The organism is Bradyrhizobium sp. SZCCHNS3002 (assembly GCF_032377435.1).
Classification (GTDB): Bacteria; Pseudomonadota; Alphaproteobacteria; order Rhizobiales; family Xanthobacteraceae; genus Bradyrhizobium.
Map to the genome: position 1 here is coordinate 57,040 of NZ_JAUHHY010000010.1, position 25,488 is coordinate 82,527.

At 65.7% G+C, this 25,488-nt stretch carries 20 protein-coding genes; 12 read left to right on the top strand and 8 right to left on the bottom strand.

From position 1 onward, the window contains the following. Window positions 1-5: 5 nt before the first annotated feature. A complete protein-coding gene (locus QW845_RS21500) occupies window positions 6-875 on the bottom strand; it encodes a branched-chain amino acid ABC transporter permease (RefSeq protein WP_315712905.1) in 870 nt (289 codons plus the stop codon). Between the two features lie 239 nt (window positions 876-1,114). Then, window positions 1,115-2,296, bottom strand: coding sequence for an ABC transporter substrate-binding protein (locus QW845_RS21505; protein ID WP_315803548.1), 1,182 nt, complete (start codon window positions 2,294-2,296; stop codon window positions 1,115-1,117). A 284-nt stretch (window positions 2,297-2,580) separates the two neighbouring features. Here QW845_RS21505 and QW845_RS21510 point away from each other — a divergent pair, with 284 nt between their 5' ends. After that, window positions 2,581-2,880 carry a hypothetical protein gene (locus QW845_RS21510; protein WP_315803549.1) on the top strand — a complete coding sequence of 100 codons (300 nt, stop codon included), beginning with the start codon at window positions 2,581-2,583 and terminating at the stop codon, window positions 2,878-2,880. 11 nt (window positions 2,881-2,891) lie between these two features. Here the strand turns inward: QW845_RS21510 and purU are convergent, their stop codons facing one another. Then, the gene (gene purU, locus QW845_RS21515) at window positions 2,892-3,755 is read right to left on the bottom strand and encodes a formyltetrahydrofolate deformylase (protein ID WP_315803550.1); all 864 of its coding nucleotides are present in this window, start codon (window positions 3,753-3,755) and stop codon (window positions 2,892-2,894) included. A gap of 156 nt (window positions 3,756-3,911) precedes the next feature. Between purU and QW845_RS21520 the strand changes: the two genes are divergently transcribed. Beyond that, window positions 3,912-4,754: a uroporphyrinogen-III synthase gene (locus QW845_RS21520; RefSeq protein ID WP_315803551.1), complete on the top strand. Its 843-nt coding sequence runs from the start codon at window positions 3,912-3,914 to the stop codon at window positions 4,752-4,754. A 131-nt stretch (window positions 4,755-4,885) separates the two neighbouring features. On the opposite strand, the gene QW845_RS21525 is transcribed toward QW845_RS21520, so the two are convergent. The 3 genes from QW845_RS21525 to QW845_RS21535 all read right to left on the bottom strand — a co-directional run bounded on the left by QW845_RS21525 (window position 4,886) and on the right by QW845_RS21535 (window position 7,713). Further along, complete coding sequence (locus tag QW845_RS21525) at window positions 4,886-5,839, bottom strand: GDP-L-fucose synthase (RefSeq protein ID WP_315803552.1); 954 nt, start codon at window positions 5,837-5,839, stop codon at window positions 4,886-4,888. Beyond that, complete coding sequence (gene gmd, locus QW845_RS21530; RefSeq protein ID WP_409997946.1) at window positions 5,823-6,878, bottom strand: GDP-mannose 4,6-dehydratase; 1,056 nt, start codon at window positions 6,876-6,878, stop codon at window positions 5,823-5,825. The genes QW845_RS21525 and gmd overlap by 17 nt, the downstream gene beginning before the upstream one ends. 160 nt (window positions 6,879-7,038) lie before the next feature. Then, the gene (locus tag QW845_RS21535) at window positions 7,039-7,713 is read right to left on the bottom strand and encodes a Crp/Fnr family transcriptional regulator (protein WP_315803554.1); all 675 of its coding nucleotides are present in this window, start codon (window positions 7,711-7,713) and stop codon (window positions 7,039-7,041) included. 323 nt (window positions 7,714-8,036) lie between these two features. Here QW845_RS21535 and QW845_RS21540 point away from each other — a divergent pair, with 323 nt between their 5' ends. The 10 genes from QW845_RS21540 to QW845_RS21585 all read left to right on the top strand — a co-directional run bounded on the left by QW845_RS21540 (window position 8,037) and on the right by QW845_RS21585 (window position 23,021). Next, window positions 8,037-8,858 carry an ABC transporter ATP-binding protein gene (locus QW845_RS21540; RefSeq protein WP_315803555.1) on the top strand — a complete coding sequence of 274 codons (822 nt, stop codon included), beginning with the start codon at window positions 8,037-8,039 and terminating at the stop codon, window positions 8,856-8,858. Further along, on the top strand, window positions 8,855-10,786 hold the full coding sequence (locus QW845_RS21545) for a long-chain fatty acid--CoA ligase (RefSeq protein WP_315803556.1): 1,932 nt from the start codon (window positions 8,855-8,857) through the stop codon (window positions 10,784-10,786). The genes QW845_RS21540 and QW845_RS21545 overlap by 4 nt, the downstream gene beginning before the upstream one ends. A gap of 403 nt (window positions 10,787-11,189) precedes the next feature. Further along, window positions 11,190-12,083 carry a branched-chain amino acid ABC transporter permease gene (locus QW845_RS21550; RefSeq protein WP_315803557.1) on the top strand — a complete coding sequence of 298 codons (894 nt, stop codon included), beginning with the start codon at window positions 11,190-11,192 and terminating at the stop codon, window positions 12,081-12,083. A 3-nt stretch (window positions 12,084-12,086) separates the two neighbouring features. Then, window positions 12,087-13,160 carry a branched-chain amino acid ABC transporter permease gene (locus QW845_RS21555; protein WP_315803558.1) on the top strand — a complete coding sequence of 358 codons (1,074 nt, stop codon included), beginning with the start codon at window positions 12,087-12,089 and terminating at the stop codon, window positions 13,158-13,160. A gap of 58 nt (window positions 13,161-13,218) precedes the next feature. Then, window positions 13,219-14,505 carry an ABC transporter substrate-binding protein gene (locus QW845_RS21560; protein ID WP_315803559.1) on the top strand — a complete coding sequence of 429 codons (1,287 nt, stop codon included), beginning with the start codon at window positions 13,219-13,221 and terminating at the stop codon, window positions 14,503-14,505. A gap of 164 nt (window positions 14,506-14,669) precedes the next feature. Further along, on the top strand, window positions 14,670-15,509 hold the full coding sequence (locus tag QW845_RS21565; protein ID WP_315803560.1) for an ABC transporter ATP-binding protein: 840 nt from the start codon (window positions 14,670-14,672) through the stop codon (window positions 15,507-15,509). Window positions 15,510-15,649: 140 nt separating this feature from the next. Beyond that, window positions 15,650-16,873, top strand: a complete 1,224-nt coding sequence (locus QW845_RS21570; RefSeq protein ID WP_315803561.1) for a phenylacetate--CoA ligase family protein — start codon at window positions 15,650-15,652, stop codon at window positions 16,871-16,873. A 136-nt stretch (window positions 16,874-17,009) separates the two neighbouring features. Continuing rightward, window positions 17,010-18,200, top strand: a complete 1,191-nt coding sequence (locus QW845_RS21575; RefSeq protein ID WP_315803562.1) for a CaiB/BaiF CoA-transferase family protein — start codon at window positions 17,010-17,012, stop codon at window positions 18,198-18,200. A 167-nt stretch (window positions 18,201-18,367) separates the two neighbouring features. After that, entirely contained in the window at window positions 18,368-18,529 is a 162-nt protein-coding gene (locus QW845_RS21580) for a hypothetical protein (protein WP_315803563.1), read from the top strand. Between the two features lie 580 nt (window positions 18,530-19,109). Beyond that, on the top strand, window positions 19,110-23,021 hold the full coding sequence (locus QW845_RS21585; protein WP_315803564.1) for an autotransporter domain-containing protein: 3,912 nt from the start codon (window positions 19,110-19,112) through the stop codon (window positions 23,019-23,021). Between the two features lie 267 nt (window positions 23,022-23,288). Here the strand turns inward: QW845_RS21585 and QW845_RS21590 are convergent, their stop codons facing one another. Both QW845_RS21590 and QW845_RS21595 read right to left on the bottom strand, forming a co-directional pair. Next, window positions 23,289-24,809 carry a tripartite tricarboxylate transporter permease gene (locus tag QW845_RS21590; RefSeq protein WP_315803565.1) on the bottom strand — a complete coding sequence of 507 codons (1,521 nt, stop codon included), beginning with the start codon at window positions 24,807-24,809 and terminating at the stop codon, window positions 23,289-23,291. Between the two features lie 118 nt (window positions 24,810-24,927). Next, window positions 24,928-25,470 (bottom strand): tripartite tricarboxylate transporter TctB family protein, encoded by a 543-nt coding sequence (locus QW845_RS21595; RefSeq protein WP_315803566.1) that lies wholly within the window; start codon window positions 25,468-25,470, stop codon window positions 24,928-24,930. Window positions 25,471-25,488 lie beyond the last annotated feature (18 nt).

Genomic DNA, 25,488 nt, shown 5'->3' on the forward strand with positions numbered 1-25,488 from the left:
GATCCTCACCGCGTCGCCGTGCGGCCGAACAGGCCGTTCGGACGCCAGATCAGGATCACGATCATGATGGTGTAGATGACGAAGGGGCCGAGCTTCGGCACATAATATTTGCCGGCGACGTCGCCGATGCCGAGCAGCAGCGAGGCGAGGAACGGGCCGGTGATCGACGACGAGCCGCCCACGGTGACCACGATCAGGAAGTAGATCATGAACTTCAGCGGGAAGTATGGATCGAGGCCGAGGATCTCGGCGCTGAGCGCGCCGCCCAGGCCGGCGAGCCCGCAGCCGAACGCGAAGGTGAAGGCGAACACCTGCGGCACGTTGATGCCGAGGCCGCTCGCCGCGCGCGGATCATCGACGGCGGCACGCAGCCGGCTGCCGAACCGCGTCTTGGAGAGCACCAGCTGCAGCCCCACCGTGAGCAGCCCGCAGATGACGATGATCATCAGCCGATAGCGGCCGATGCCAACGCCGAAGACGTCGAACTGGCCCTGCAGCACGTCGGGCAGATTGATGAAGATTCGCGAGGAGCCCATGATGTAGTCGACCGCCGCCACCGTCATGAAGACGAGCCCGATCGAGAACAGCACCTGGTCGAGATGGCTGCGCGCATAGAGATGCTGATAGAGCGTCCGCTCCAGCAGCGCGCCGATCATGGCGCTCGCGACGAAGGCCAGCGGCAGCGCCGCGAAGAACGGCCATCCCATCCGGTTGACGAGCACGGCGCAGACGTAGCCGCCGGCCATGGCGAAGGCGCCATGGGCGAGGTTGACGAAGTTCATCAGGCCGAGCGTCACGGCGAGCCCGCAGGCCAGCACGAACAGCAGCATGCCGTAGGCGACGCCGTCGAAGAGGTTGGTGAGGATGGCGGTCATGGAGTCTAGTTTCAGTCCCCAGTCATCCCTTCATCCGAAGGGCATGCATTCAATGCTTGCTCGGTCTGCGCCTCCCCCGCCTGCGGGGGGAGGTCGGATCGCATCTGAACGATGTGATCCGGGTGGGGGACATCTCTCCACACGACGCGTGTGCCGTGGGGTACCCCCACCCCAGCCCTCCCCCGCACGCGGGGGAGGGAGCGCACCGTTCGTGCGCGCTCGAGATGACGCCTATCGCGTCACTTCTTGGCCTTGCCCGGATCCTTGACGGCCTCGAAGGTCTGGAACTCGACGTTGTAGAGCTCGCCGTCGACCTTCTCGACCTTGCGGATGTAGACATTCTGAACGATGTCGCGCGTCTCCGGATCGATCGAGATGGGACCGCGTGGGCTCTCCCAGGCCATGCCCTTCATCGCAGCAAGCAGGGAATCGCCGTCGGTCTTGCCACCGGTCTTCTTCAGCGCCTCGTAGATCAGATGGATGCCGTCGTAACCGCCGACCGCCATGAAGCCCGGACGGCTGTTGAACGCCTTCTTGTAGGCCGCGACGAACTCCTTGTTCTTCGCCGACGGATGCGCCGCCGAATAGATGTGCGCGGTGACGGCGCCGAGCACGGCGTCGCCCATGTCGTTGAGCAGGTCGTCGTCGGTGACGTCACCCGGTCCGATCACCTTGATGCCGCTCTTGTCGAGGCCGCGCTCGGCATATTGTTTCATGAAGTTGCCGCCCTGGCCGGCCGGCACGAACACGAACATGGCGTCCGGCTTGGCGTCCTTCATGCGCTGCAGGAACGGAGCGAAGTCGGGGTTCGCCAGCGGAACCTTGATTTCCTCGACGATCTCGCCGCCGCCGGCGGTGAAATGCTCCTTGAACGAGGCCAGCGCGTCGTTGCCCGGCGCGTAGTCCGAGGTCAGCGTGGCGACCTTCTTGATGCCGTTCTTGACCGCCCAGTCGCCGATGATCGTCGAGGACTGCGGCAGCGTGAAGCTGGTGCGGACGATGTAGGGCGACTTCTCGGTGATGATGGAGGTGCCGGCCGCCATTACGACCTCCGGGATCTTGCCCTGGGTGGCAAGCGGCGCGGCGGCGAAGGCCGCCGGTGTCACGCCGAAACCGGCGATGACGTTGACCTTGTCGTTGACGATCAGCTCCTGCGCCAGACGCTTGGTGTTGTCGGGCAGCGCCGCGTCGTCCTTGAGGATGACCTGGATCTTCTTGCCGGCGACGGTGTCGCCGTTCTGCTGCATGTAGAGCTTGATGGCATTGTCGATCTGCTTGCCGGTCGACGCCTGGCCGCCGGTCATCGGCACGATCAGGCCGATCTTGAACACGTCTTCGGCCCGCGCCGCACCGGACGCGAGCGCAGCCGCGGCGAGCGCCGCACTGGCGGCGAGCGTCAGTGTCTTGTTTCGCACGAACATTGAAACTACCTCCCTGGTCGGATCAGGACCGCAGCCCCCGGCCATTGTTGTCTTAACCGTGCGATCTCGTTCACGATATCGCGGGCGCATCGCTGCGGACTTGGGACCCCGTTGTCAATGGCGATCATGGGAGGCTTCGTGAACGGTAGGTTTCCGCAACGGACCACCGATCCGTGATTGGTATATTAATACCTAAACCATCGAACGGCCAAATTTTACCAATTGATGGCAAGTCGTTAGGGTCCGGGCCGCGGGTCGCCCGCAGCACGAAAGGTCCCCCGTCAATGCCGGCCAGACGCCCCCACCGGACCAGGCTCTTTCCGGCCGCGATGATGCTTCTGGCCGCGGCCGGGCCGATCCTCGCCGGCTGCTCGTCGATCAATGAGAAGGTCGGCGCGGGGATGGGCGATCTAATGCCGCAATGGGCCGGCGGCCTGCCGGCCGACGCGCCACCCCGGCCGGGCACCCCCGAATACGACCGGTTCATGCAGGAGCGCGAGCGGCAGCGGCAGTTGCCGGCCGCCGAACGCGACAAGCAGACGCAGTCGAACGCCAACGCGCAGGCGACCGCCCCCGGCCGCTGACGGCGGCGACATCAATCCATGAAGACGACGGTCTTGCGGCCGTTGAGGATGACGCGGTCCTCGAGGTGATAGCGGATCGCCCGCGCCAGCACGCGCCGCTCGATGTCGCGGCCCTTGCGCACGAGATCGTCGGGGGTGTCGCGATGGCTGATTCGCTCGACGTCCTGGTCGATGATCGGGCCCTCGTCGAGATCGCGGGTGACGTAATGGGCGGTAGCGCCGATCAGCTTGACGCCGCGCTCATAGGCCTGGTGGTAGGGTTTCGCGCCCTTGAAGCCCGGCAGGAACGAATGATGGATGTTGATGCAGCGGCCGGACAGGCTCGCTGACATCTCGTCCGACAGGATCTGCATGTAGCGCGCGAGCACGACGAGATCGGTCTCGGTTTCCTCGACCAGCTTCAGGATCGCCTGTTCCTGGTCGCGCTTGGTGTCCTTGGTGACGGGCATGTGGTGGAACGGAATGTCGCCGAAATCGAGCCCGGCATAGGTCTCGCGCGGATGGTTGGAGACGATCGCGGTCGGGATCATCGCGAGGTCGCGGGTCCGCCAGCGATAGAGGATGTCGACCAGGCAATGGTCAAACTTGGACACCAGCAGCATCACCCGGCGCTGCCCGGCGCGGTCGCGCATCTGCCAATCCATCGCAAAGCGTTCGGCAATCGCGGCGAATCCGGTCTGCAGCGCCGGCAGGTTGACCGCGAGGTCGGCCGCCGTGAACACCACGCGCATGAAGAAATGACCCGTCTCGAAGTCGCCGAACTGCTGGGCGTCGAGAATATTCTGGCCGTTATGGGCGAGGAAGGTGGAGACGGCCGAGACGATCCCGGGACGATCCGGGCAGGACAGAGTCAGGACATATTGGTGGTCGGACATGGCGTGACGTTACCGGGCGGATGACGAAGGGGTGAATGATGCGGCAGGCTTGGCGCCCGTTCGGGCCCTGCTCTATCACCCTCCGCGCGCTTGCGCCAACGCTCGGCCCGTGGGCAGGATGAACAAAACATCAACTCTCAAACTTCGAGCATCGTCATGGCTGACAGGCTGACCGGCAACCGCATCCTGATCCTGGAAACCCGCGAGGAGGCGCAGTTCTCGCGGCTGCTCGCCGAGCAGGGCGCGGACGTGCTGCAATGTCCGATGTTCACGATCGAGGATGCGCCGGACCCGGCGCCGATCGAAGCCTGGATTCGCCGCTGTAACGAACGGCCGTTTGACGATCTCGTGCTGATGACCGGCGAGGGCCTCAGGCGGCTGATGACGGTGGCGCGCCGGATCGGCGTCGAGGCCGAGTTCATCGCCGCGATTGGCAAGGCCCGGACCTTCACCCGCGGCCCCAAGCCGGGGCGCGCCTTGCGCGAGCTCGGCCTGGAGGCGCAGGTCACCACGGAGAAGCCGACCTCGGAAGGCGTGGCCGAACTGCTGGCGAGCTACGACCTCGCGGGCCATCGGCTCGGCCTGCAGCTTTATCCCGACAAGGATCATTCGGCGCTGATCAGTGCGATCAAGGCGGGTGGCGCCGAGGTCGATCCGGTGCTGCCCTATGTCTATGATGCCAAGGCGGCGGATGCGAACATCCTCACCGCGATCGACGAGATGATCGCCGGCAAGGTTGACGCGATCGCGCTGACGAGTTCGGGCCAGCCGCGGCGGCTGTTCGACGTCGCCAGGGCGCACGGCGTCGAGGCACGCCTGCGTGAGGGACTGGCACGCACGCAGATCGCCTCCGTCGGGCCTGTGGTGACGGAGGAGCTGGCTGCGCATGGGCTGACGCCGTCGATCACACCGGCGGGCGAGGCCTATTTCATGAAGCCGCTGATCTCGGCGATGGCCAAGGCGCTGGGTGTGAAGGCGCAGCAATCGGCCTCCAACTAACGGTGTCGTCCCGGGCTTGACCCGGGGGCCCATAGCCACCGAACGGCGTGAGACGCGTGGAACGCGCGGCCTGCCCGTTTCAGACATCACGCGGTATGGGTCCCGCGCAAGGCCGGGACGACAGCGGCGGGTTAGGCGGCCGCCTGCCCCGTCTCCCGCAGAAACGCTTGATACGCGCGCGCGATGCCTTCCTTCAGCGACGTCGTCGCGCGCCAGCCGAGCTTCGCCAGGCGCGAGACGTCGAGCAGCTTGCGCGGAGTGCCGTCGGGGCGCGAGGTGTCGAAGCTGATCCGTCCCTGATAGCCGACCGTCGCCGCAACCACACGGGCGAAATCGGCAATCGTGATGTCCTCGCCGGTGCCGATGTTGACCAGCCCCGCCTCCGAATAGGTCTTCATCAGGTACACGCAGGCATCCGCCATGTCGTCGACATAGAGGAATTCGCGCCGCGGCGTTCCCGTGCCCCAGACCACCACCTCCGGCGCATCGGCGAGCCTCGCCTCATGGAAGCGGCGGATCAGCGCCGCAACGACGTGGCTGTACTCGGGATGGTAGTTGTCGCCGGGGCCATAGAGATTGGTCGGCATCACGTTGATGAAATCGGCGCCATACTGGCTGCGATAGGCCTCGACCATCTTGATGCCGGCGATCTTGGCGATCGCGTAGGGCTCGTTGGTCGGCTCCAGCGGCCCGGTCAGCATCGAATCCTCGCGCAACGGCTGGGGGGCGAGCTTGGGATAGATGCAGGAGGACCCGAGAAACATCAGCTTCTCGGCACCGTTCACATGCGCGGCGTGGATGACGTTGGTGGCGATGGCGATGTTCTCGTAGATGAACTCGGCACGCAGCGTGTTGTTGGCGACGATGCCGCCGACCTTCGCCGCGGCGAGGAAAACGGCCTGCGGCCGGGCGCGCGCAAACCATGAGAACACCGCCGCCTGGTCGCGCAGATCGACCTCGCTGCGCGGCACCGTCAGCAGTTCGACGCCTTCGCTCGCCAACCGCCGCACCAGCGCGCTGCCGACCATGCCGCGATGGCCGGCGACGAAGGCACGCTTGCCGCGGAGATCAAATGGCGTGGCCACTGCTCGCCTCCCGCCGTGCGGCGCACAGATCGCTGGCGACCATCTCCTTGACCAGTTGGGCGAAGCTCGTCCTTGGTTTCCATCCGAGCTTGTCGCGCGCCTTGCTGCAATCGCCGATCAGGAGGTCGACCTCGGTCGGGCGGAAATAGGTCGGGTCGATCCGCACCACCGCCTTGCCGGATCTCGCGTCGATCCCGGTCTCCTCGACCCCCTCGCCGCGCCATTCGATGCGGCGATCGACCTCGGCGAAGGCGAGCTCGACCAGCTCGCGCACCGAATGGGTCTCGCCGGTCGCCAGCACGAAATCGTCAGGCGTATCGGCCTGCAGGATACGGTGCATGCCCTCGACATAATCGCGCGCATGGCCCCAGTCGCGCTTGGCCTCGAGATTGCCGAGATAGATCGTCTCCTCCAGGCCGGTCTCGATGCGGGCGACGCCGCGGGTGATCTTGCGGGTCACGAAGGTCTCGCCACGGATCGGGCTCTCGTGGTTGAACAGGATGCCGTTGCAGGCGAACATCCCATAGGCCTCGCGATAGTTCACCGTGATCCAGTAGCCGTACAGCTTGGCGCAGCCATAGGGCGAGCGCGGATAGAACGGTGTCGTCTCCCGCTGCGGGATCTCCTGCACCAGGCCGTACAGCTCCGAGGTCGAGGCCTGGTAGAACCGCGTCTGCTTCTCCATGCCGAGAATGCGAATGGCTTCCAACAAGCGCAGAACCCCGAGCGCGTCGGCATTGGCCGTGTATTCCGGACTCTCGAAGCTGACGCCGACATGGCTCTGGGCCGCGAGATTGTAGATCTCGTCGGGGCGGATCTGCTGCACCAGCCGGATCAGGTTGGTGGAATCGGTCATGTCGCCGTAATGCAGCAGGAACGGGACGTTGCCTTCGTGCGGATCCTGGTAGAGATGATCCACCCGCGCGGTATTGAAGGACGATGACCGCCGCTTGATGCCGTGCACAGTGTAGCCAAGGCCGAGCAGATATTCGGCCAGATAGGCGCCGTCCTGGCCCGTGACGCCCGTGATCAGGGCCACGCGGCCGCTGCAATCCTTCCCCGCCATACTCACTCCAACACCGTCGCGCCCCCTCGGGCCGAAGTTCCCGGCGAGCAGTCCACAGCCGAAGCCGCCGGTCAAGCTCGACGGAAAACAAGGCGTTGGATCAATCCCGTATCGGCGCGACGCAAGGCGGGATCTAGTCCCCGTAGCAGCGCAGCCGGTCGAGATCGAGCACGGTCACCCCGCCATATTCGACGCGCAGCAGGCCCTCCCGCTCCAGCGTCTTGAGGCATTGATTGGCGTTCTGCCGGGACAGGCCCGACAGCGCGCCGATCTCCTCCTGGGTGATCTCCAGGTGGCGGGTCGTATTCGGGTAGAGGATCGGATTGAACAGTGACGCGATGCTGCGGGCGAGCCGTGCCGTCGCATCCAGCGTGCGGCCGACCTCGACCAGGCCGATGAACTGGCCGAGCCGCTCGTTGAGCTGGGTGACGAGGAAGCGATTGAAGCCGACGCTGTTCTCGAACAGCCACATGAAGGTCGGCCGCTCCATCAGCGCGACGCGCGTATCGCGCAGCGCCACGACGTCATAGCGGCGCGGCTCGTTCTTCAGCACGCTGCCCTCGCCGAACCAGGCGCCGGCCGACATGCCGGCGAATGTCGTCGCCTTGCCACCGCGCGACACCGTGCTCATGCGCGCCAGACCCGTGACGATCCCGGTCCAGTAGTCGAATTGGTCGCCGCGGACGAAGATGTGTTCGTTGGCCGCAAACGACCGCTCGACGACGCCGGCCGCGGCCGTGTCGATTTCCTCGGGCTTCAAATGGCGGGACCAGGGCGCGATGCGCAGAAGGGTATCGGGAGAGATCAAGCCGTCATCTCGTCTCGTCGAAGCTCGCGGCAGCCATATTGCATCGCAACAATCCAGCGGTGAATTTAGCCTGGGAAATGTCAGGCGCAAGACAGTTCCTGATAGCGCTTTCCCCTATCGAGGGCCACTGCTCTCGACTCGCGCCTCCGATGAGGTGCATCCGAGATGCGGCAAAATGCGCCCGCCCGGGTGGCCCGTCATTCGTCGGATGGCGCGGAACCGATGCCCGGGATAGGATTGCAGCCGACGCGACGAGCTCAACGTCGCGCGACACGATGCCTTGAAGAGCGCGCCAAGCGCCCAAGACAATTCGGGAGGACGACTTGGACTATACGTTGGAAGCGCGCGGAGTGTCGCTGCGTTTCGGTGGGGTGCGGGCCCTGACCGACGTCAGCTTCGGCGTGCGCGAGGGCGAGTTGTTCTCGATCATCGGCCCGAACGGTGCCGGCAAGACCTCGATCGTCAACTGCATCTCCGGCCGCTACAAGCCGACCGAGGGCCGCCTGTTCCATCGCGGCCGCGACATCACCGGCCTGCCGCCGAGCGCGCGCGCAAATATCGGCATCGGCCGCACCTTCCAGAACCTCGCCCTCTTCCACCACATGAGCGTGCTCGACAACATCATGGTCGGGCGCCATCACCTCTTGAAGAACAACTTCCTCACCGGCTCTCTGTATTGGCTCACCGGCGCGCGGCGCGAGGAGCTGAAGCACCGCGAGAAGGTCGAGCAGATCATCGACTTCCTCGACCTGCAGTCGGTGCGCAAGGCGCCGGCCGGCACGCTCTCCTATGGCCTGCGCAAGCGCGTCGAGCTCGCCCGCGCCATGGCGCTGGAGCCACATCTCATTCTCCTCGACGAGCCGATGGCCGGCATGAACTTCGAGGAGAAGGAGGACATGGCGCGCTACATCGTCGACCTCAACGAGGAATACGGCATGACCGTCGTGATGATTGAGCACGACATGGGCGTGGTGATGGACATTTCCCACCGCGTCATGGTGCTGGATTTCGGCCGCAAGATCGCCGAGGGCGACCCGGCCGCGGTGCTCGCCGATCCCCACGTCAAGCGCGCCTATCTCGGCGAGGAGGACGAACTGCTGGTCGATCCCGACGAGGCGCCGTCCATCGCGGAGGACGCGGCATGATGGACTATGCGGGTCGCGTCCGGCAGGCCGACACCTATCCGAAGCTGCTGCGGCTGAACGCGAAAGAGCACGGGACGGAGATCGCGCTGCGCGAAAAGGATCTCGGGCTGTGGCGCACCTTCACCTGGGCCGACTACCAGGCGCGCGTGCGCGATTTCACGCTCGGCATGGTCGAGCTTGGGCTCGGCAAGGACGACGTGATCGGCATCATCGGTGACAACCGGCCGGACTGGGTTGCCGCGGAGATCGCAACGCATGCGATCCGGGGCTACAGCCTCGGGCTCTATCGCGACGTGCTCGACGACGAGGCCGCCTACCTGCTCAATTACGGCGAGGCTCGGCTGGTGTTCGCCGAGGATGAGGAGCAGGTCGACAAGCTGCTCAACCTCGCCGAGCGCGTGCCGGCGCTCAAGCATATCGTCTATTCCGATCCGCGCGGCATGCGGAAGTATGACGATCCCAGGCTGATGCCGGCGGACAAGCTCGCTGAGCTCGGCCGCAATCGGGCCGCGCGCGAGCCGGATCTGTACGACCGCATGGTCGATGCGACCGTCGGCGACGACGTCGCCATTCTCTGCACCACCTCGGGCACGACCTCGCATCCGAAGCTCGCGATGCTCTCGGCCGCGCGCGTGCTCAAGCACTGCGCGACCTATCTCGCGTTCGATCCGAAGGGGCCGGAGGACGAATACGTTTCGGTGCTGCCGCTGCCCTGGATCATGGAACAGGTCTACGTGCTCGGCAAAGGACTGCTCTGCCGGATGAAGGTCAACTTCGTCGAAGAGCCCGACACGATGATGAACGACTTCCGCGAGATCGCGCCGACCTTCGTGCTGTTTGCACCAAGGGTGTGGGAGCAGATCGCGGCCGACGTCCGTGCCGCCGTCATGGACGCCTCGCCGCTGAAGCAGCGGCTCTACCATCTGGGCATGTCGACCGGCCTTGCGGCCCTGGAAAAGGGCCGGCATTCGAGCCTTGCCGACATGCTGCTGTTCCGTGCGCTGCGCGACCGGCTCGGCTTCACCCGGCTGCGCTCGGCTGCCACCGGCGGTGCCGCGCTCGGGCCCGATACGTTCAAGTTCTTTCGCGCCATGGGCGTGCCGCTGCGCACGCTCTACGGCCAGACCGAGCTGCTCGGGGCCTACACGCTGCATCCGGACGACAAGGTCGATCCCGACTCGACCGGCGTGCCGATGGCTGACGACATCGAGATCAGGATCGACCAGCCCGACAGCCAGGGCATCGGCGAGATCCTGGTACGCCACCCGAACATGTTCCTGGGCTACTACAAGGCCCCGGAAGCCTCGACCGCCGACGTCAAGGACGGCTGGATGCATTCGGGCGACGCCGGCTATTTCAACGACGCGAAGCAGCTCGTCGTCATCGACCGCATCAAGGACCTCGCCGAGACCGCGCGCGGCGAGCGCTTCTCACCGCAATATATCGAGAACAAGCTGAAGTTCTCACCCTATATCGCCGAGGCCGTCGTGCTCGGCGCCGGCCGCGAGCACCTCGCCGCGATGATCTGCATCCGCTATTCGATCATCTCGAAATGGGCCGAGAAGAACCGCATCGCTTTCACCACCTATTCCGATCTCGCCTCGCGCAACGAGGTCTATGCGCTGCTGCAGAAGGAGGTCGAGACCGTCAATGCCCACCTGCCGCCGGCGCAGCGCATCTCCCGCTTCCTGCTGCTGTACAAGGAACTCGATGCCGACGACGGCGAGCTCACACGTACGCGCAAGGTGCGCCGCAGCGTCATCAACGAGAAGTACGCCGATATCATCGACGGCATCTATGGCGGCAAGCCGGCGATCCCCGTCGACACGGTCATCCGCTTCCAGGACGGCACCACCCAGCGCATCCGCACCACGCTGAAGGTGGTGGACCTGGGCAGCCACGGCCCCATGGCGGAGGCCGCAGAGTGATGTGCTTATCGTCATATTCGGTCGTCCTGCCCGGGCTTGACCCGCGCATCCATCTTCTTGCCAACGCCTCTCTCACGATGGATCGCCGGGTCAAGCCCGGCGATGACGAGCAGCGCGAAACACTGCGCATGACTGCGCCCTCTCCCCTTGTGGGAGAGGGCATCTCGGCCGGTCAACGCAAACGCGGTCGGGTGAGGGGTCCCTCTCCTCTCGCTCGCCCGCGGAGAGAACCCCTCACCCGGCTGCGCTGCGCGCAGCCACCCTCTCCCACAAGGGGAGAGGGTAAGAGCCACGCCGGCTCGGCACACCCAATCGTCATGCGCGGGCTTGCCCCGCGCATCCATCCTCTTCCGACAAAGCTGGATCGCCGGGTCAAGCCCGGCGATGACGAGTGAGAACGATCATGAACACCGCCTTCCTCATCCAGCTCCTGGTCAACGGCCTCGTCGTCGGAACGCTCTATGGCGTGGTCGCGATGTCGTTCGTGCTCATCTACAAGGCGACCCAGGTCGTCAATTTCGCGCAGGGCGAGCTGCTCCTGATCGGCGCCTGGGTGTGCTGGGCATTGCTGACGAAATATCAGGTGCCGTTCTGGGTCGGCATGCCGCTGACGCTGGTCTTCATGTTCGCGTTCGGCATCGCGATCCAGGTTGTGATCCTCCGGCCGATGATCGGCGAGCCCATCATCTCCGTCATCATGGTCACGATCGGCCTGTCGACCGTGTTCCAGGCGGCGCTGAAATGGATGTTTGGCGTCAATCCGCAGCCGTTCCCGCCAGTGTTCGCAAGCACGTCCGTCGACCTGTTCGGACTGCAGATCCAGACGGTCTACGTCATGAGCCTCGTCGTGTCGCTGCTGATGATGCTCGGCATGGCCTGGTTCTTCAAGGCCTCCAAATATGGCCTCGCGATGCGCGCCACCGCCTTCAACCAGCAGGTCGCGCAATCGCTCGGCATCTCCGTCAAGAGCGTGTTCGCGATGGCCTGGGCGATCTCGGCGACCGTGTCCGCCGTGGCCGGCGTGGTCGTCGCCGTCGTCAACGGCGTGTCCTCGGGATTGTCGGCCTACGGCATCAAGGTGTTTCCGGCGGCGATCCTCGGAGGCCTCGACTCGGTCGGCGGTGCCGTGCTCGGCGGCATCATCATCGGCCTCCTGGAGAATATCGCGCAATATGTCGACAGCCAGTATCTGCACTGGGGCAATCTGTACGAGATCGCGCCGTTCTACGTCCTGATCATCATCCTGATGATCAAGCCCTACGGCCTGTTCGGCACCAAAGACATCGAGCGGATCTGAACCATGGTCGCACGTTCCACGATACCCGCCGGTGACTTCCGCACCTCCTACGCGGCCGACACCACGATCTTCCCGACCAGGACCAGCCGCAATTTCGCGATCGCCGGTGTCATCCTGCTGTGCTTCGCGCCGCAGGTGTTCTCCGAATACTGGCTGTCGGTTTCGATCCAGATCGGCATCTTCGCGATCGCGGCCCTCGGGCTGAACATCCTGGTCGGCTTCACCGGCCAGATCTCGATCGGCCAGGCCGGCTTCTTCCTGCTCGGCGCCTTCACCTCGGCCTACATCAACAACGCCTATGCCATCCCGGTGTTCTTCGCGATCCCGCTCGCCGGCGTGATCACGGCCCTCGTTGGTCTGGTCTTCGGCCTTCCGGCGGCGCGCCTGAAGGGGCTCTATCTCGTCATCGCCACCCTCGCTGCGCAATACATCCTGCTCGACTTCTTCTCCCGGGCCGAATGGTTCTCCGGCGGCTCGGTGCCGGCTTCGGCCAATCCGTTCTCGATTCTAGGCTACACGCTGCGCGGCGACCGGCAGTATTTTTATGTCGTGCTGGCCTATGTGCTGGTCTGCTACCTCCTCGTCACCAACCTGATGCGCACCCGCGACGGCCGGGCGCTGATCGCGATCCGCGACCATTATCTCTCGGCCGAGATCATGGGCATCAACCTGACCAAATATCGCACGCTGTCGTTCGGCCTCGCCGCGTTCTTCGCCGGCATTGCAGGCGCCCTCTATGCGCACTACCAGCTGGTGATCTCGCAGGAAGGTTTCGGCATCGAGCGCTCGATCCTGTTCCTTGCGATGATCATCATCGGCGGCACCGGTTCGATCATGGGCACGCTGATGGGGACCGCCTTCGTCGTTCTGCTGCCGGAATCGATGGAGTGGCTCAGCCATCTCCTCAAGGGCGGCGCGATCGACAAGGCGCTCGCGCTCAACAACAACATCACCTTTCTGCGCGAGATCGCGATCGGCCTGATCATCATCGGCTTCCTGATGTTCGAGCCCGACGGGCTCGCGCATCGCTGGCGCCAGATCAAGACCTATTGGAAGCTCTATCCGTTCTCACATTGATTCCAACCAACAGGGACCGGCGGCAATCCGGCCCGAACCCACCACAGGAGGAAGCACTATGACGATCAAATCATGGCTCGGCTCGGCGGCACTGGCGCTCTTGGCGGGCGCATTCGCCCCGTCGGCGCAGGCGCAGCAGATCGCGATCGGCCATCTGCAGGATCTCTCAGGCGGCACGTCCGACGTCGGCACGCCCTACGGCCAGGGCGTCGCGGACACCTTCGCCTGGGTCAACAAGAACGGCGGCATCGGCGGCAAGCAGCTCGCAGTCGACAGCAACGATTATGGCTACCAGGTGCCGCGCGCGATCGCGTTGTACAAGAAGTGGTCGGCACCGGACAACAAGGTCGCGGCGATCATGGGCTGGGGCACCGCCGACACCGAGGCGCTGACCGGCTTCCTCGCCAACGACAAGATCCCGGACATGTCCGGCTCCTACGCTGCCGCGCTGACCGATCCGGAAGGCACCAGCGGCAAGGCGAAGCCGGCGCCGTACAACTTCTTCTACGGCCCGAGCTACTCGGATGCGCTGCGCGCCGAGCTGACCTGGGCGGCCGAGGACTGGAAGGCCAAGGGCAAGCCGGGCAAGCCGAAATTCGTCCACATGGGCGCCAACCACCCCTACCCCAACGCACCGAAGGCGGCCGGCGAGGCGCTCGCCACCGAGCTCGGCTTCGAGGTGCTGCCGCCGCTGGTGTTCGCGCTGGCGCCCGGCGACTACAGCGCCCAGTGCCTGAGCCTGAAGAGCTCCGGCGCCAACTACGCCTATCTCGGCAACACCGCGGCTTCCAACATCTCGGTGATGAAGGCCTGCAAGAATGCCGGCGTCGACGTGCAGTTCCTGTCCAACGTCTGGGGCATGGACGAGAACGCCGCCAAGACCGCGGGCGCTGCCGCCGACGGCGTGATCTTCCCGCTGCGCACCTCGGTGGCCTGGGGTGGCGATGCGCCGGGCATGAAGACGGTGCAGGAGATCTCGAAGATGTCCGACCCGACCGGCAAGGTCTACCGCCCGGTGCACTACGTCGCCGCGGTCTGCTCCTCGCTCTACATGAAGGAGGCGATCGAGTGGGCTGCGAAGAACGGCGGTGCCACCGGCGAGAACGTTGCCAAGGGCTTCTATCAGAAGAAAGATTGGGTGCCGGCCGGGATGGAGGGCGTCTGCAGCCCGTCCACCTGGACGGACAAGGACCACCGCGGCACCATGAAGGTCGACCTCTATCGCGCCCGCGTGACGGGTCCGACCGATGGCGACCTCAACGACCTCATGGCCAAGGGCGTGATCAAGCTCGAGAAGGTCAAGACCATCGAGCTGCCGCGCAAGGCGGAATGGGCTGGTTGGTAAGTTGATCGGCGACGGTTGAGTGAACTCAGCAGTCGCCCCACACACGATCGTCATCCCCGCGAAAGCGGGGATCCAGTACGCCGCGGCTCATCGATCAAGCATCGGCGTCTCTGGAATACTGGGTCCCCCGCCTGCGCGGGGGACGACAGCGGTGGACAGCCACAATGACCGAAACACTCGACACTCCGCGAACCGGCGCAGCCAGCGCGACAGCAGCCCCCCTGCTCTCCGTCCGCAACATCGAGGTCGTCTATGACGACGTCATCCTGGTGCTGCGCGGGCTCAGCCTCGATGTGCCCAAGGGCGCGATCGTCGCGCTGCTCGGCGCCAACGGCGCCGGCAAGTCGACGACGCTGAAGGCGATCTCCGGCCTGTTGAAGACCGAGGACGGCGAGGTCACGCGCGGCGAGATCATGTTCGACGGCGCGCGCATCGACGGCATCGATCCGGAGAAGATCGTTCGCCGCGGCATCTTCCAGGTCATGGAGGGGCGCCGCATCGTCTCCGACATGACGTCGCTGGAGAACCTCAAGCTCGGCGCCTTCACGCGATCCGATCGCGAGGTCGCAAGCGACATCGAGATGGTGTTCAACTATTTCCCGCGGCTGAAGGAGCGCACCGGCCTCGCCGGCTATCTCTCCGGCGGCGAGCAGCAGATGCTGGCGATCGGGCGCGCGCTGATGGCGCGGCCGAAGATGATCCTGATGGACGAGCCGTCGATGGGACTGTCGCCGCTATTGGTCAAGGAAGTGTTCGCGATCATCAAGGAGATCAACCGCGATCTCGGCGTCACCATCCTGCTGGTCGAACAGAACGCGCGCGCGGCGCTGTCGGTGGCCAGCCACGGCTACATCATGGAGCAGGGAAAGGTGGTGCTCGACGGCACCGCCGAGAGCTTGCGCGACAACGAGGACGTCAAGGAATTCTACCTCGGCGGCGCCGGCGACCAGCGCAAGAGCTTCAAGAACCTGAAGAGCTTCAAACGGCGGAAGCGGTGGCTGTGAACGTCACACTCCGTCATTCCGGGGCGCGCGGCACGCGCGAACCCGGAATCTCGAGATTTCCGGGTTCGGTCCAGTGCGCCAAATGGCTTCGCCAGTTCGCGCAGCGAACCGTCCCGGAATGACGTGCCAGGACACGAGCAATGACCACCCACTACGACGCCCTCGAAACCCGTGATCCCGCAGCCCGCGAGCAGGAGCTGTTCGGCCGCCTGCCCGACGTGCTGCGCGCGGCGACGACGGCACCGGCGTATGCGGCGCTGCTGCAGGGCATCGATCCCGGAGACATCACGACCCGCGCCGCGCTGGCGCAGCTGCCGGTGCTGCGCAAATCGGAGCTGCCGGCGCTGCACAGGGCGGCGCCGCCATTCGGCGGCTTCGTCGCGCAGGCGCCCGGCGCGTTCTCGCGCCTGTTCACATCGCCCGGACCGATCTTCGAGCCGGAGGCAGCGCACAACGATCCCTGGCGCGGCGCCCGCGCGCTGTTCGCGTCGGGCTTGCGCAGTGGCGACGTCGTGCTCAACACCTTCAGCTATCATCTGACGCCGGGCGGCTTCATCTTCGATGCCTCGGCGCGCGCGCTCGGTTGCGCTGTCATTCCGGCGGGACCAGGGAACACCGAGGCGCAGTTCGAGCTGATCGAGGCCTATCGCCCGATCGGCTACAGCGGCACGCCCGACTTCCTGAAAATCCTGCTCGACGGCGCCGCCAGCGCTGGCCGCGACGTCTCCTCGCTCAAGCGCGCGCTGGTGTCGGGCGCGGCGTTCCCGCCGTCGCTGCAGGCCGAAATCAAGGCGCGCGGCATCGATGCCTATCAGGCGTTCGGCACCGCCGATCTCGGCATCATCGCCTATGAGACCGCAGCGCGCGACGGCATGGTCGTCAACGAGGACCTGATCTTCGAGATCGTCCGCCCCGGCACCGGCGATCCGGTGGCGCCAGGCGATGTCGGCGAGATCGTCGTGACGTCGCTCGATCCTCATCACCCCTGGATTCGCCTGGCGCTCGGCGACCTCACCGCCGCCCTGCCCGGCATCAGCGCCTGCGGCCGCACCAACATGCGCATCAAGGGCTGGATGGGCCGCGCCGACCAGACCACCAAGATCAAGGGCATGTTCGTGCGCCCCGAGCAGGTCGCCGAGATCGGCAAGCGCCACCCGGAGCTCGGCCGCCTCAGGCTGGTCGTGACCCGTGCCGGCGAGACCGACGCGATGACGCTGAAGGCGGAATGCGCCTCGCCGTCAGATGGCCTGCAGGACGCGCTCTCAGCCAGCCTGCGCAACATCACCAAGCTCGGCGGCGGCATCGAGCTGGTCGCGCCAGGCGCGCTGCCCAACGACGGCAAGGTGATCGCCGACGAGCGGTGAATTCCTCTCATTGTCCCCGTAGCGGGAAGCCCTGCACCAGCGGCATGAGCGCGGCGGCGCGCACCGCCCCCACGCAATTGTCGCATCACGCGCGCTCTCCTATACAGCCATGTCCCGTCTCTCGGAGTTCGTCCGCATGGCCTTTCCGCGCGCGTCCAAAGCCCTGTCCCGCTTCACCGTGCTCGATCTGACGCGGGTCCGCGCCGGCCCGACCTGCGCGCGGCAGTTCGCCGACTGGGGCGCCAACGTCATCAAGATCGACGCCATGATGGAAGACGGCGGCGAGGCGCTCGGCGGCCCGCGCCGCGGTTCCGACTTCCAGAACCTGCATCGCAACAAGCGCGCGATGACGCTCAATCTGAAAGATCCCAAAGGCGTCGACGTGTTCATGCGGCTGGCGAAGCAGGCCGACGTGGTCATCGAGAACTATCGGCCCGACGTGAAGACCAAGCTCCGCATCGACTACGAGGCGGTGCGCAAGGTCAATCCGCGCATCGTCTATGGCAGCATCTCCGGCTTCGGCCAGGACGGCCCCTATGCCAAGCGGCCCGGCTTCGATCAGATCGCGCAGGGCATGGGCGGGCTGATGTCGATCACCGGCGCGCCCGGTGAAGGGCCAATGCGTGCGGGCATCCCGATCGCCGATCTCTCGGCGGGCCTGTCCTGCGCGATGGGCATTCTCACCGCGCTGCTCGAGCGCGAGGTCTCCGGCGAGGGCCAGTGGGTGCAGACCTCGTTGTTGCAGGCGCAGATCTTCATGCTCGACTTCCAGGCCGCGCGCTGGCTGATGGAGAAGGAGGTCGCTCCTCAAGCCGGCAACAACCATCCGACCAGCATCCCCACCGGCGTGTTCAAGACCTCCGACGGCTACATCAACATCGCCGCGACCGGCGGGCGGATCTGGGAGCGGCTGTGCCAGACGCTCGGCGCGCCCGAATGGATCGACAATCCGGACTACGCCACCGCGCCGGCGCGCTCGAAGAACCGCGACGCGCTCAACGCCGAGATCAACGCGCGCACGCTGGCAAAGACGAGCGAGCAATGGGTTGCCGAGCTCAACGCCGCCGGCGTGCCCTGCGGCCCGATTTACGCGATCGATCAGATGTTCGAGGATCCGCAAGTGAAGCATCTCGGGATGGCTCAGCAGGTCGCCAGCGACGACGGCCGTGACATCACGCTGGTGGCGCAGCCCTTCACCTTGTCGCGCACGCCGAGCCGGATGGCGGCGCGGCCGCCGGAATTCGGCGAGCAGACCGAGGAGATCCTTTCGGAATTCGGCTTCACCGACGGCGAGATCGCCGATCTCCGGCTGCATCGCGTCGTGTGAGCAAGTGCAATATGACCAAGCTGCGGCATCCCGCCGCTGTGGCCCAGATGTCACCACGTTGGAACTTCGACCTGGGCGGGATTGAGGCCAGAGCGAGACCGCGTTAACCTCTTCTCATCAGTTGATCGCGGACCCCCGGGGCCCGCGGGCTTGAGGAGTAGCGGGTCATGAGCGCATCGGAATTGAACGAGTTTCTGTCGGCGATGGATATCGTCCGCGACGTCAACGCCGCCGCTCTGAATCACGACGGCGCGCTGCCCTTCGATGAGACGATGCTGGACAACGAGTCCGACTGGTACCACATGCCGGTCGCGGAGAAGGCCAACTGAGGCTGACCTGCCTCGGGTTCGCGTCCTCGCTGACCTACATCACCTTTGCTCGAAGCCTTCGTTCCGAAAAGCCGGACGGAGGCTTTTTCTTTTCGAGGGTGACGGGATGAGCTGCGAACCCTGATCCACCGAATGCAAAAAAAAGCCCGACGCACGCGCCGGGCAAGGTGATCGTCTCGGGAGGAAACATCAGGGCGCGATGACCAGAGATCAGGCACCGCGCGTGAGCAGCACGACGTCTGCCCATGAATGAAGCCTACCACTGTGCTGCCTAAAATGCTGTCATCGCAAAGACACAACCTCTGGAGAAGCGCGGAAGCGATTCGAACAACGGTCCGTCGCTGCCGATCCGGCCTCTCGTAAACGTGTCGGCGGTGCCACAGTCCGATTACGATCTGCAATGCCGCTCAATTCACCCAAAAAGTCACAATTCCCGCCCCCGCAAATTTGCGTGCTTTGGACGACGGCCTGCGTCCGTCGATCGGCACCGGCCTGATATCGAGTCGCGCGAAGGGCTGAAGTGCTGATCCCAGGCAGATTGAAGAACGAGACATCGGCCGATTCACTCCGACGTACTCAGTTGCGTTGGCTGGCAGCGACGACAGCGCTACTCACCGTCATGCTCGCCAGCCCAGTCCTCGCCCAGGCGACGAGTGGCGGCGACGGCGGCGCAGCGACTGGGAATGGCGGCACGAGTTCGGCCACTGGTTCGGGCGGCGATGGCGGTGCCGGAGCCAACATTGCGCAAGGAGGCGGCGGCGGCGGCGCGGGTGTGAACGGCGGCAACGGCGGAGGTGACAGCACGGGCCAGACCCTGGGGGGCCAAGGCGGCATCGGCGCGGGCGAGCGGGGACATGCCGGCGAAAGCGGCAGCGGGAGCACCGGCGGCGGCGGTGGCGGTGGTGGCGCTCATGGCGCGGTGGTCATCACGAACGACGTCAATTCGACAACCGTAACCGGCGGCAATGGCGGACGGGGCGGCTCGACCAGCCTCAGCTTCGGAGCCGGCGGCGGTGGAGCGGGCGGCTACGGGGTGGTCGTGGATGGCAGCGGCCTGACGTACACGAACGTTGGGGTGATCACTGCTGGTGGCGGCGGTCCCGGCGGCGTCGCCAACGGCACTGGTCGTGGAGGCGACGGCGGCGATGGTGGTTACGGCGTCTATCTGACCGGCACCAGTATCCTGGTCAATTCTGGCGGGATTTTCGGTGGCGTAGGCGGCGATGGCGGCAACACCGCCAACAGCATCCAATTCCACGCCGGTGGCGATGGCGGCAATGGCGGTGCAGGCGCGGTCTTCGCAGCCGGTGGAACCTTGATCAACTCCGGGAGCATCAGCGGTGGCGCTTCAGGAAACAAGGGCGTTGGCCCAAATGCGAACGACGGCGACTACCGTCCGGCCGGGGCCGGCGTCACCGGCGCCAATCTCACCATCATCAACAGCGGCACGATCTCGGCCGGGTTCAATACCGGCGGCGTCGCCGTGACCAGCGCCAACGCAATCACCTTCACCGGCGGCAGCAACACGCTGGAGATCTGGGCGAGCTCGATCATCAACGGCAACGTGGTCGGCACCGGCAGCGACACCTTCCGGCTCGGCGGCGCTGTGAACGGCACCTTCGACGCGTCCACGATCGGCGCCTCGGCGCAGTATCAAGGCTTCTCGAGCTTCGTGAAGACCGGCACGAGCACCTGGACGTTGACCGGCACCACGACCGCCGTCACGTCCTGGGCCATCAACCAGGGTGCGCTCGCGGTCTCCTCCGACGCCAGCCTCGGCGCGGCCTCCGGCGGGCTCTCGTTCGGCGGCGGCACGTTGCAATATCTCGCGGGCTTCAGCTCCAGCCGCAACATCACGCTCAATGCCGGCGGCGGCAGCTTCGACACCAACGGCAACAACGCCACGCTCAGCGGCACGATCACCGGCAGCGGCGGACTGACCAAGCTCGGCGCGGGCACCCTGACGCTGACCGGGACGACCACTTTTGCCGGCGACACCGTCATCAGCGGCGGCACCCTGCGGACCGGTGCGTCCGGCGTTCTCTCGGTCGCCAGCAGCTACATGATCGCGAGCGGTGCGACGCTCGACATCGATGGCACGGGCCAGACCATCGGCGGACTTGGCGGCAGCGGCAGCGTCCTCCTCGGAACCAACGGGTCGCTGGCGATCGGCGACAATGGCGGCGCCACCGTGTTCTCGGGCACGATCTCGGGCAGTGGCACCTTCGTCAAGAGCGGCCCGGGCGTGCTCACACTCGGCGGCACCAACACCTACACCGGGGCGACCATCGTCGATGGCGGCACGCTGCGCGCCGGCGCGGCCGGCGCCTTCGCCCCCTCAAGCTCCATCGAGGTCGACAATGGCGGCACTCTCGATCTCAACGGCTTCAATCAGACGATCGCCTCGCTGACGGGCGGCGGCGCCGTGCTGCTCGGCGCGGGCACGCTGACGTCAGGCGGCGACAACGCCAGCACGAGCTACACCGGCACGATCTCCGGCAGCGGCGGCTTCACCAAGGTCGGCACCGGCACGATGCGGTTCGACGGGCCGACCAGCTACACCGGCGCGACCACGATCGGCGCCGGCACCTTGCAGGCCGGCGCCTCCGGCGTGCTCGCCTCGGCCAGCGCGTTCATGATCGCGCCGGGTGCGACGCTCGATCTCAACGGTTTTGATCAGTCCATCGGCTCGCTCACCGGCAGCGGCAGCGTCCTGCTCGGCGCGGCGACGCTGACATCAGGCGGCAACAACGGCAATACGACCTTCTCAGGCACGGTCTCCGGCAGCGGCGGCTTCACCAAAACCGGCAACGGCCGGATGACGCTCACTGGCACCAGCAGCTACACGGGTGCGACCATCATCAACGGCGGCGTGCTCGACGTCGAGGGCGCGATCACCAACACGTCCGGTGTGACCGTCAACGCCGGCGGCACGCTGATGGGCGCGGGCCTGGTCGATCCACCCATGACCGTCGGCATCAACGATGGCGGCACGCTGGCGCCCGGCAACGGCACCGCGGGGTCGTCGATGACCATCGTCGGCAACCTCGCCTTCCAGTCCGGCGCGTTCTATCTGGTGCAGATCGATCCGACGACGGCCTCGTTCGCCAGCGTCACCGGATCGGCCACGCTCGGCGGCGCGACCGTCAAGGCCGAGTTCGACGCCGGCGGCTATGTCGACAAGCGCTACACCATTCTGACGACGAGCGGCGGCATTACGGGCAGCTTCGGCTCGGTGGTGAAGACCAACCTGCCCTCCGGCTTCAAGACCAGCCTGAGCTACGATGCCAACAACGTCTATCTCGACCTGATCCTCGCCTTCGCCCTGCCTGGCGGACTCAACGGCAATCAGAAGGCGGTCGGCGATACGCTCTCGGCCTTCTTCGATCGCAGCGGCGACATTCCGGTCGTGTTCGGCAAGATGAATCAAGCCGGGCTCACACAGGCGTCCGGTGAGAGCGCGACGGGGAGCCAGCAGACGACGTTCAACGCGATGAGCCAGTTCGCGGGACTGCTGACCGATCCGTTCGCACAGCGTGCTGGCCGCGGTACCGGCAGTGGCAGCGCGAGCAGCTATGCGGACCCCACGCGCAAGCGCACCGATGCCTTTGCGATGCTGACCGACGACAGGCCGGCGGACTTCGCGCAGCGCTGGAATGTCTGGGCGGCCGGCTTCGGCGGCTCACAATCGACCAGCGGCAATGCGGGCGTCGGCTCCAGCGACACCACCAGCCGCATCGCCGGCACCGCTGTCGGCGCCGATTACCGGATCGCGCCGCAGACCATTGCAGGCTTCGCGCTCGGCGGCGGCGGCACCAACTTCAGCGTCGGCGGCCTCGGCTCCGGCCGTTCTGACCTATTCCAAGCCGGCGCCTATCTGCATCATCATATCGGCCCGAGCTATCTCAGAGCCGCCCTGGCCTATGGCTGGCAGGACGTCACCACCGACCGTGCCGTCACCATCGCCGGCGCCGACCGGCTGCGCGCGACCTATCAGGCCCACGCCTGGACCGGCCGCATCGAGGGCGGCACCCGCTTCCTTGCGCCGGTCGGCGGCATCGGATTGACGCCGTACGCAGCGGCGCAGGTCACGAGCCTGCGGCTGCCCGGTTACGTCGAGCAAGCCGTCGCCGGGGCCTCGACGTTCGCGCTGAGCTACAACGGCAAGACGGTCGCTGATACGCGCACTGAGCTCGGCCTGCGGACTGACAAGTCCTATGCCTTGAGCGATGGCACTCTCACCTTGCGCGGCCGACTCGCCTGGGCGCACGACTTCAATCCCGATCGTTCAGTCGCCGCGACCTTCCAGACGCTGCCGGGCGTGAGCTTCGTCGTGAACGGCGCAGCGCAGGCGCGCGATTCCGCGCTAGCGACCACATCGGTCGAGATGAATTGGCTGAACGGCTGGAGCGCAATGGCCACATTGGAGAGCGAGCTCTCGAACGTCACGCGCTCCTATGCAGGCAAAGGGACCGTGCGCTACGCGTGGTGAGAGCTGGCGCGGCGCTCACCTCTCCGCGGCCATCCTTCGAGACGCCCGCCAAGGGGCGGGCCCCTCAGGACGAGGTCTGAATCCGCGGCGCGATCAAGATTCTCTCCATGAATACGCGGTCGGCGTGTTCATGGCCTCGTGTAAGGCGGCCGCTCGGTCCCTAGCCCGTCATGGTGAGGAGCGCCGCGCCCAGACCAACGAAAATGGCAACGGTCGAGCGCGGCGCGTCTCGAACCATGAGGCCCAATACGTCGCGGCCAGCTTGCCCTACGCCTCGGCCTTCGCCGCAGGCGCGCTGGACTTGCCGAAGCTCGCCACCAGCCGATCGATCAGCGGCCAGAACAGCAGCAGGATCGCCAGCGTCGTGATGGTGCCGACGAGACCGTTGGCCCAGAACACCTTCATGTTGCCGCCGGAGATGATCATCGACTGCCGGAATGCATCCTCGGCACGGCTACCGAGCACCAGCGCCAAGGTGAACGGCGCCAGCGGGATCTTGATCTTCTTGAAGACATAGCCGACGACGCCGAAGCCGAGCATCAGCCACACGTCGAACATCGCGTTCTGGATGGCGTAGGCGCCGATCGCGCAGGACACCACGATCATCGGCGCCACCGCCGCGAACGGCACGCGCAGGATCGAGGCGAAGATCGGCACGGTCGAGAGCACCAGCACGAGGCCGACGACATTGCCGAGATACATCGAGGCGATCAGGCCCCAGACGAAATCCTTGTGCTCCACGAACAGCAGCGGCCCGGGATTGAGGCCCCACACCATCAGGCCGCCGAGCAGGATCGCCGCGGTGCCCGAGCCGGGAATGCCGAGCGCCAGCATCGGCAACAGCGCCGCGGTGCCCGATGCGTGCGCTGCGGTCTCGGGCGCGAACACGCCCTCGATACGGCCCTTGCCGAAACTGTCCTGGTCCTTGGAGAAGCGCTTGGCGAGGTTGTAGCCCATGAAGGAGGCCGCGATCGCGCCGCCCGGCGTGATGCCGAGCCAACAGCCGATCACTGAGGAACGCAGCAGGGTCATCCAGTATCTCGGCAGGTCCTTCCAGACGGCGAGCACCGTGCGCAAGGAGATCGCGGCCGCGTGACCGCGCAGCGCCAGGCGTTCCTCCATCGTCAGCAGGATCTCGCTGATGCCGAACAGGCCGATGACCGCGACCAGGAAGTTGATGCCGCGCAACAGATCGGTCGAGCCAAAGGTCATCCGCAACTGACCGGACACGGTGTCCATGCCGACGCCGGCAAGCAGCAGACCGAGCGCCATCGCAATGACCGTCTTGTGCTTGTCCTCGCGTCCCAGGCCCACGAACGAGCAAAAGGTCAGGAGATACACGGCGAAGAATTCAGGCGGACCGAACTTCAGCGCAAACGACGAGATCCAGGGTGCCAGGAAGGTGATCAGCATCACCGCGACCAGCGAGCCGATGAACGACGAGGTGAAGGCGGCGGTCAGCGCTTCCGCTGCTTTGCCCTGCTGCGCCATGGGATAGCCGTCGAAAGTGGTCGCCACCGACCACGCCTCGCCGGGAATGTTGAACAGGATCGAGGTGATGGCGCCGCCGAACAGCGCGCCCCAGTAGATGCAGGACAGCATCACGATGGCCGAGGTCGGGTCCATCGAGAAGGTCAGCGGCAGCAGGATGGCGACGCCGTTGGGGCCGCCCAGCCCGGGCAGCACGCCGACGAAGACGCCGAGCACCAGCCCGACCATCATCAAGAGCAGCGTCTTCCAGGTCAGGAGGACCGCGAACCCGTGCAGCAGCAGACCCAAGGCTTCCATGATTCCATTCCAGCTATTTTGCCGTCATTGCGAGCGCAGCGAAGCAATCCAGAGTCGAATGCGCAGCCCTGGATTGCTTCGTCGCTTCGCTCCTCGCAATGACGGGGAGAGACCGGTATCAGTACCCGAACGCCGCTTCGAGCGGGCCCTTCGGCATGATCACGTCGAACACGACATCGAACGTCACGAACATCACGGCGCTGAACAGGAACGCCGTGAGCAGCGATTTCCAGATCGCGATCTTGCCGACGAGGCGCATGAACCCGGCGATGAGCAGGAAGCTCGCGACATAGATGCCGAGGAACTGCATCGCGATGCAGAACAACAAGGTCGGCACGAACACGGCCATCACGCGGCGCAGTTGCGCGCGCGTCACGAAGGTCTCGACTGCTTCCTTGCTCGACAGGAAGGCGGCGCCGATCCCGTAAAGGCTGGCGCCGCCGAGGATCACCGACAGATAGAACGGAAAGTAGCCGGGCTCCGGACCGGTCGAGTCCCAGGACGCACCGGTCCGCCAATTGTCCCAGGCGAGCACGACCGCGAGCGCGAGCAGCAGCAGCGACACCGCGACGTCGACGGTCCCGGTGGAGGTGACGGCCGGAGAATTCTCCTCCGGCGCGGTCGGATCGTCGACGGCAATCTCGAGCTCAGCGTTGGACATCGATCCTCCTCATCCCCT

What these genes read in the sequence shown, in the direction of transcription:
- QW845_RS21545 (WP_315803556.1), top strand. Translation starts at nt 8,855, where the DNA reads ATGATGGACTATGCGGGTCGCGTCCGGCAGGCCGACACCTATCCGAAG.
- QW845_RS21590 (WP_315803565.1), bottom strand. Translation starts at nt 24,809, where the DNA reads ATGGAAGCCTTGGGTCTGCTGCTGCACGGGTTCGCGGTCCTCCTGACC.
- QW845_RS21505 (WP_315803548.1), bottom strand. Translation starts at nt 2,296, where the DNA reads ATGTTCGTGCGAAACAAGACACTGACGCTCGCCGCCAGTGCGGCGCTC.
- QW845_RS21560 (WP_315803559.1), top strand. Translation starts at nt 13,219, where the DNA reads ATGACGATCAAATCATGGCTCGGCTCGGCGGCACTGGCGCTCTTGGCG.
- purU (WP_315803550.1), bottom strand. Translation starts at nt 3,755, where the DNA reads ATGTCCGACCACCAATATGTCCTGACTCTGTCCTGCCCGGATCGTCCC.
- QW845_RS21555 (WP_315803558.1), top strand. Translation starts at nt 12,087, where the DNA reads ATGGTCGCACGTTCCACGATACCCGCCGGTGACTTCCGCACCTCCTAC.
- QW845_RS21510 (WP_315803549.1), top strand. Translation starts at nt 2,581, where the DNA reads ATGCCGGCCAGACGCCCCCACCGGACCAGGCTCTTTCCGGCCGCGATG.
- QW845_RS21570 (WP_315803561.1), top strand. Translation starts at nt 15,650, where the DNA reads ATGACCACCCACTACGACGCCCTCGAAACCCGTGATCCCGCAGCCCGC.
- QW845_RS21520 (WP_315803551.1), top strand. Translation starts at nt 3,912, where the DNA reads ATGGCTGACAGGCTGACCGGCAACCGCATCCTGATCCTGGAAACCCGC.
- QW845_RS21580 (WP_315803563.1), top strand. Translation starts at nt 18,368, where the DNA reads ATGAGCGCATCGGAATTGAACGAGTTTCTGTCGGCGATGGATATCGTC.
- QW845_RS21575 (WP_315803562.1), top strand. Translation starts at nt 17,010, where the DNA reads ATGGCCTTTCCGCGCGCGTCCAAAGCCCTGTCCCGCTTCACCGTGCTC.
- QW845_RS21500 (WP_315712905.1), bottom strand. Translation starts at nt 875, where the DNA reads ATGACCGCCATCCTCACCAACCTCTTCGACGGCGTCGCCTACGGCATG.
- QW845_RS21595 (WP_315803566.1), bottom strand. Translation starts at nt 25,470, where the DNA reads ATGTCCAACGCTGAGCTCGAGATTGCCGTCGACGATCCGACCGCGCCG.
- QW845_RS21565 (WP_315803560.1), top strand. Translation starts at nt 14,670, where the DNA reads ATGACCGAAACACTCGACACTCCGCGAACCGGCGCAGCCAGCGCGACA.
- QW845_RS21550 (WP_315803557.1), top strand. Translation starts at nt 11,190, where the DNA reads ATGAACACCGCCTTCCTCATCCAGCTCCTGGTCAACGGCCTCGTCGTC.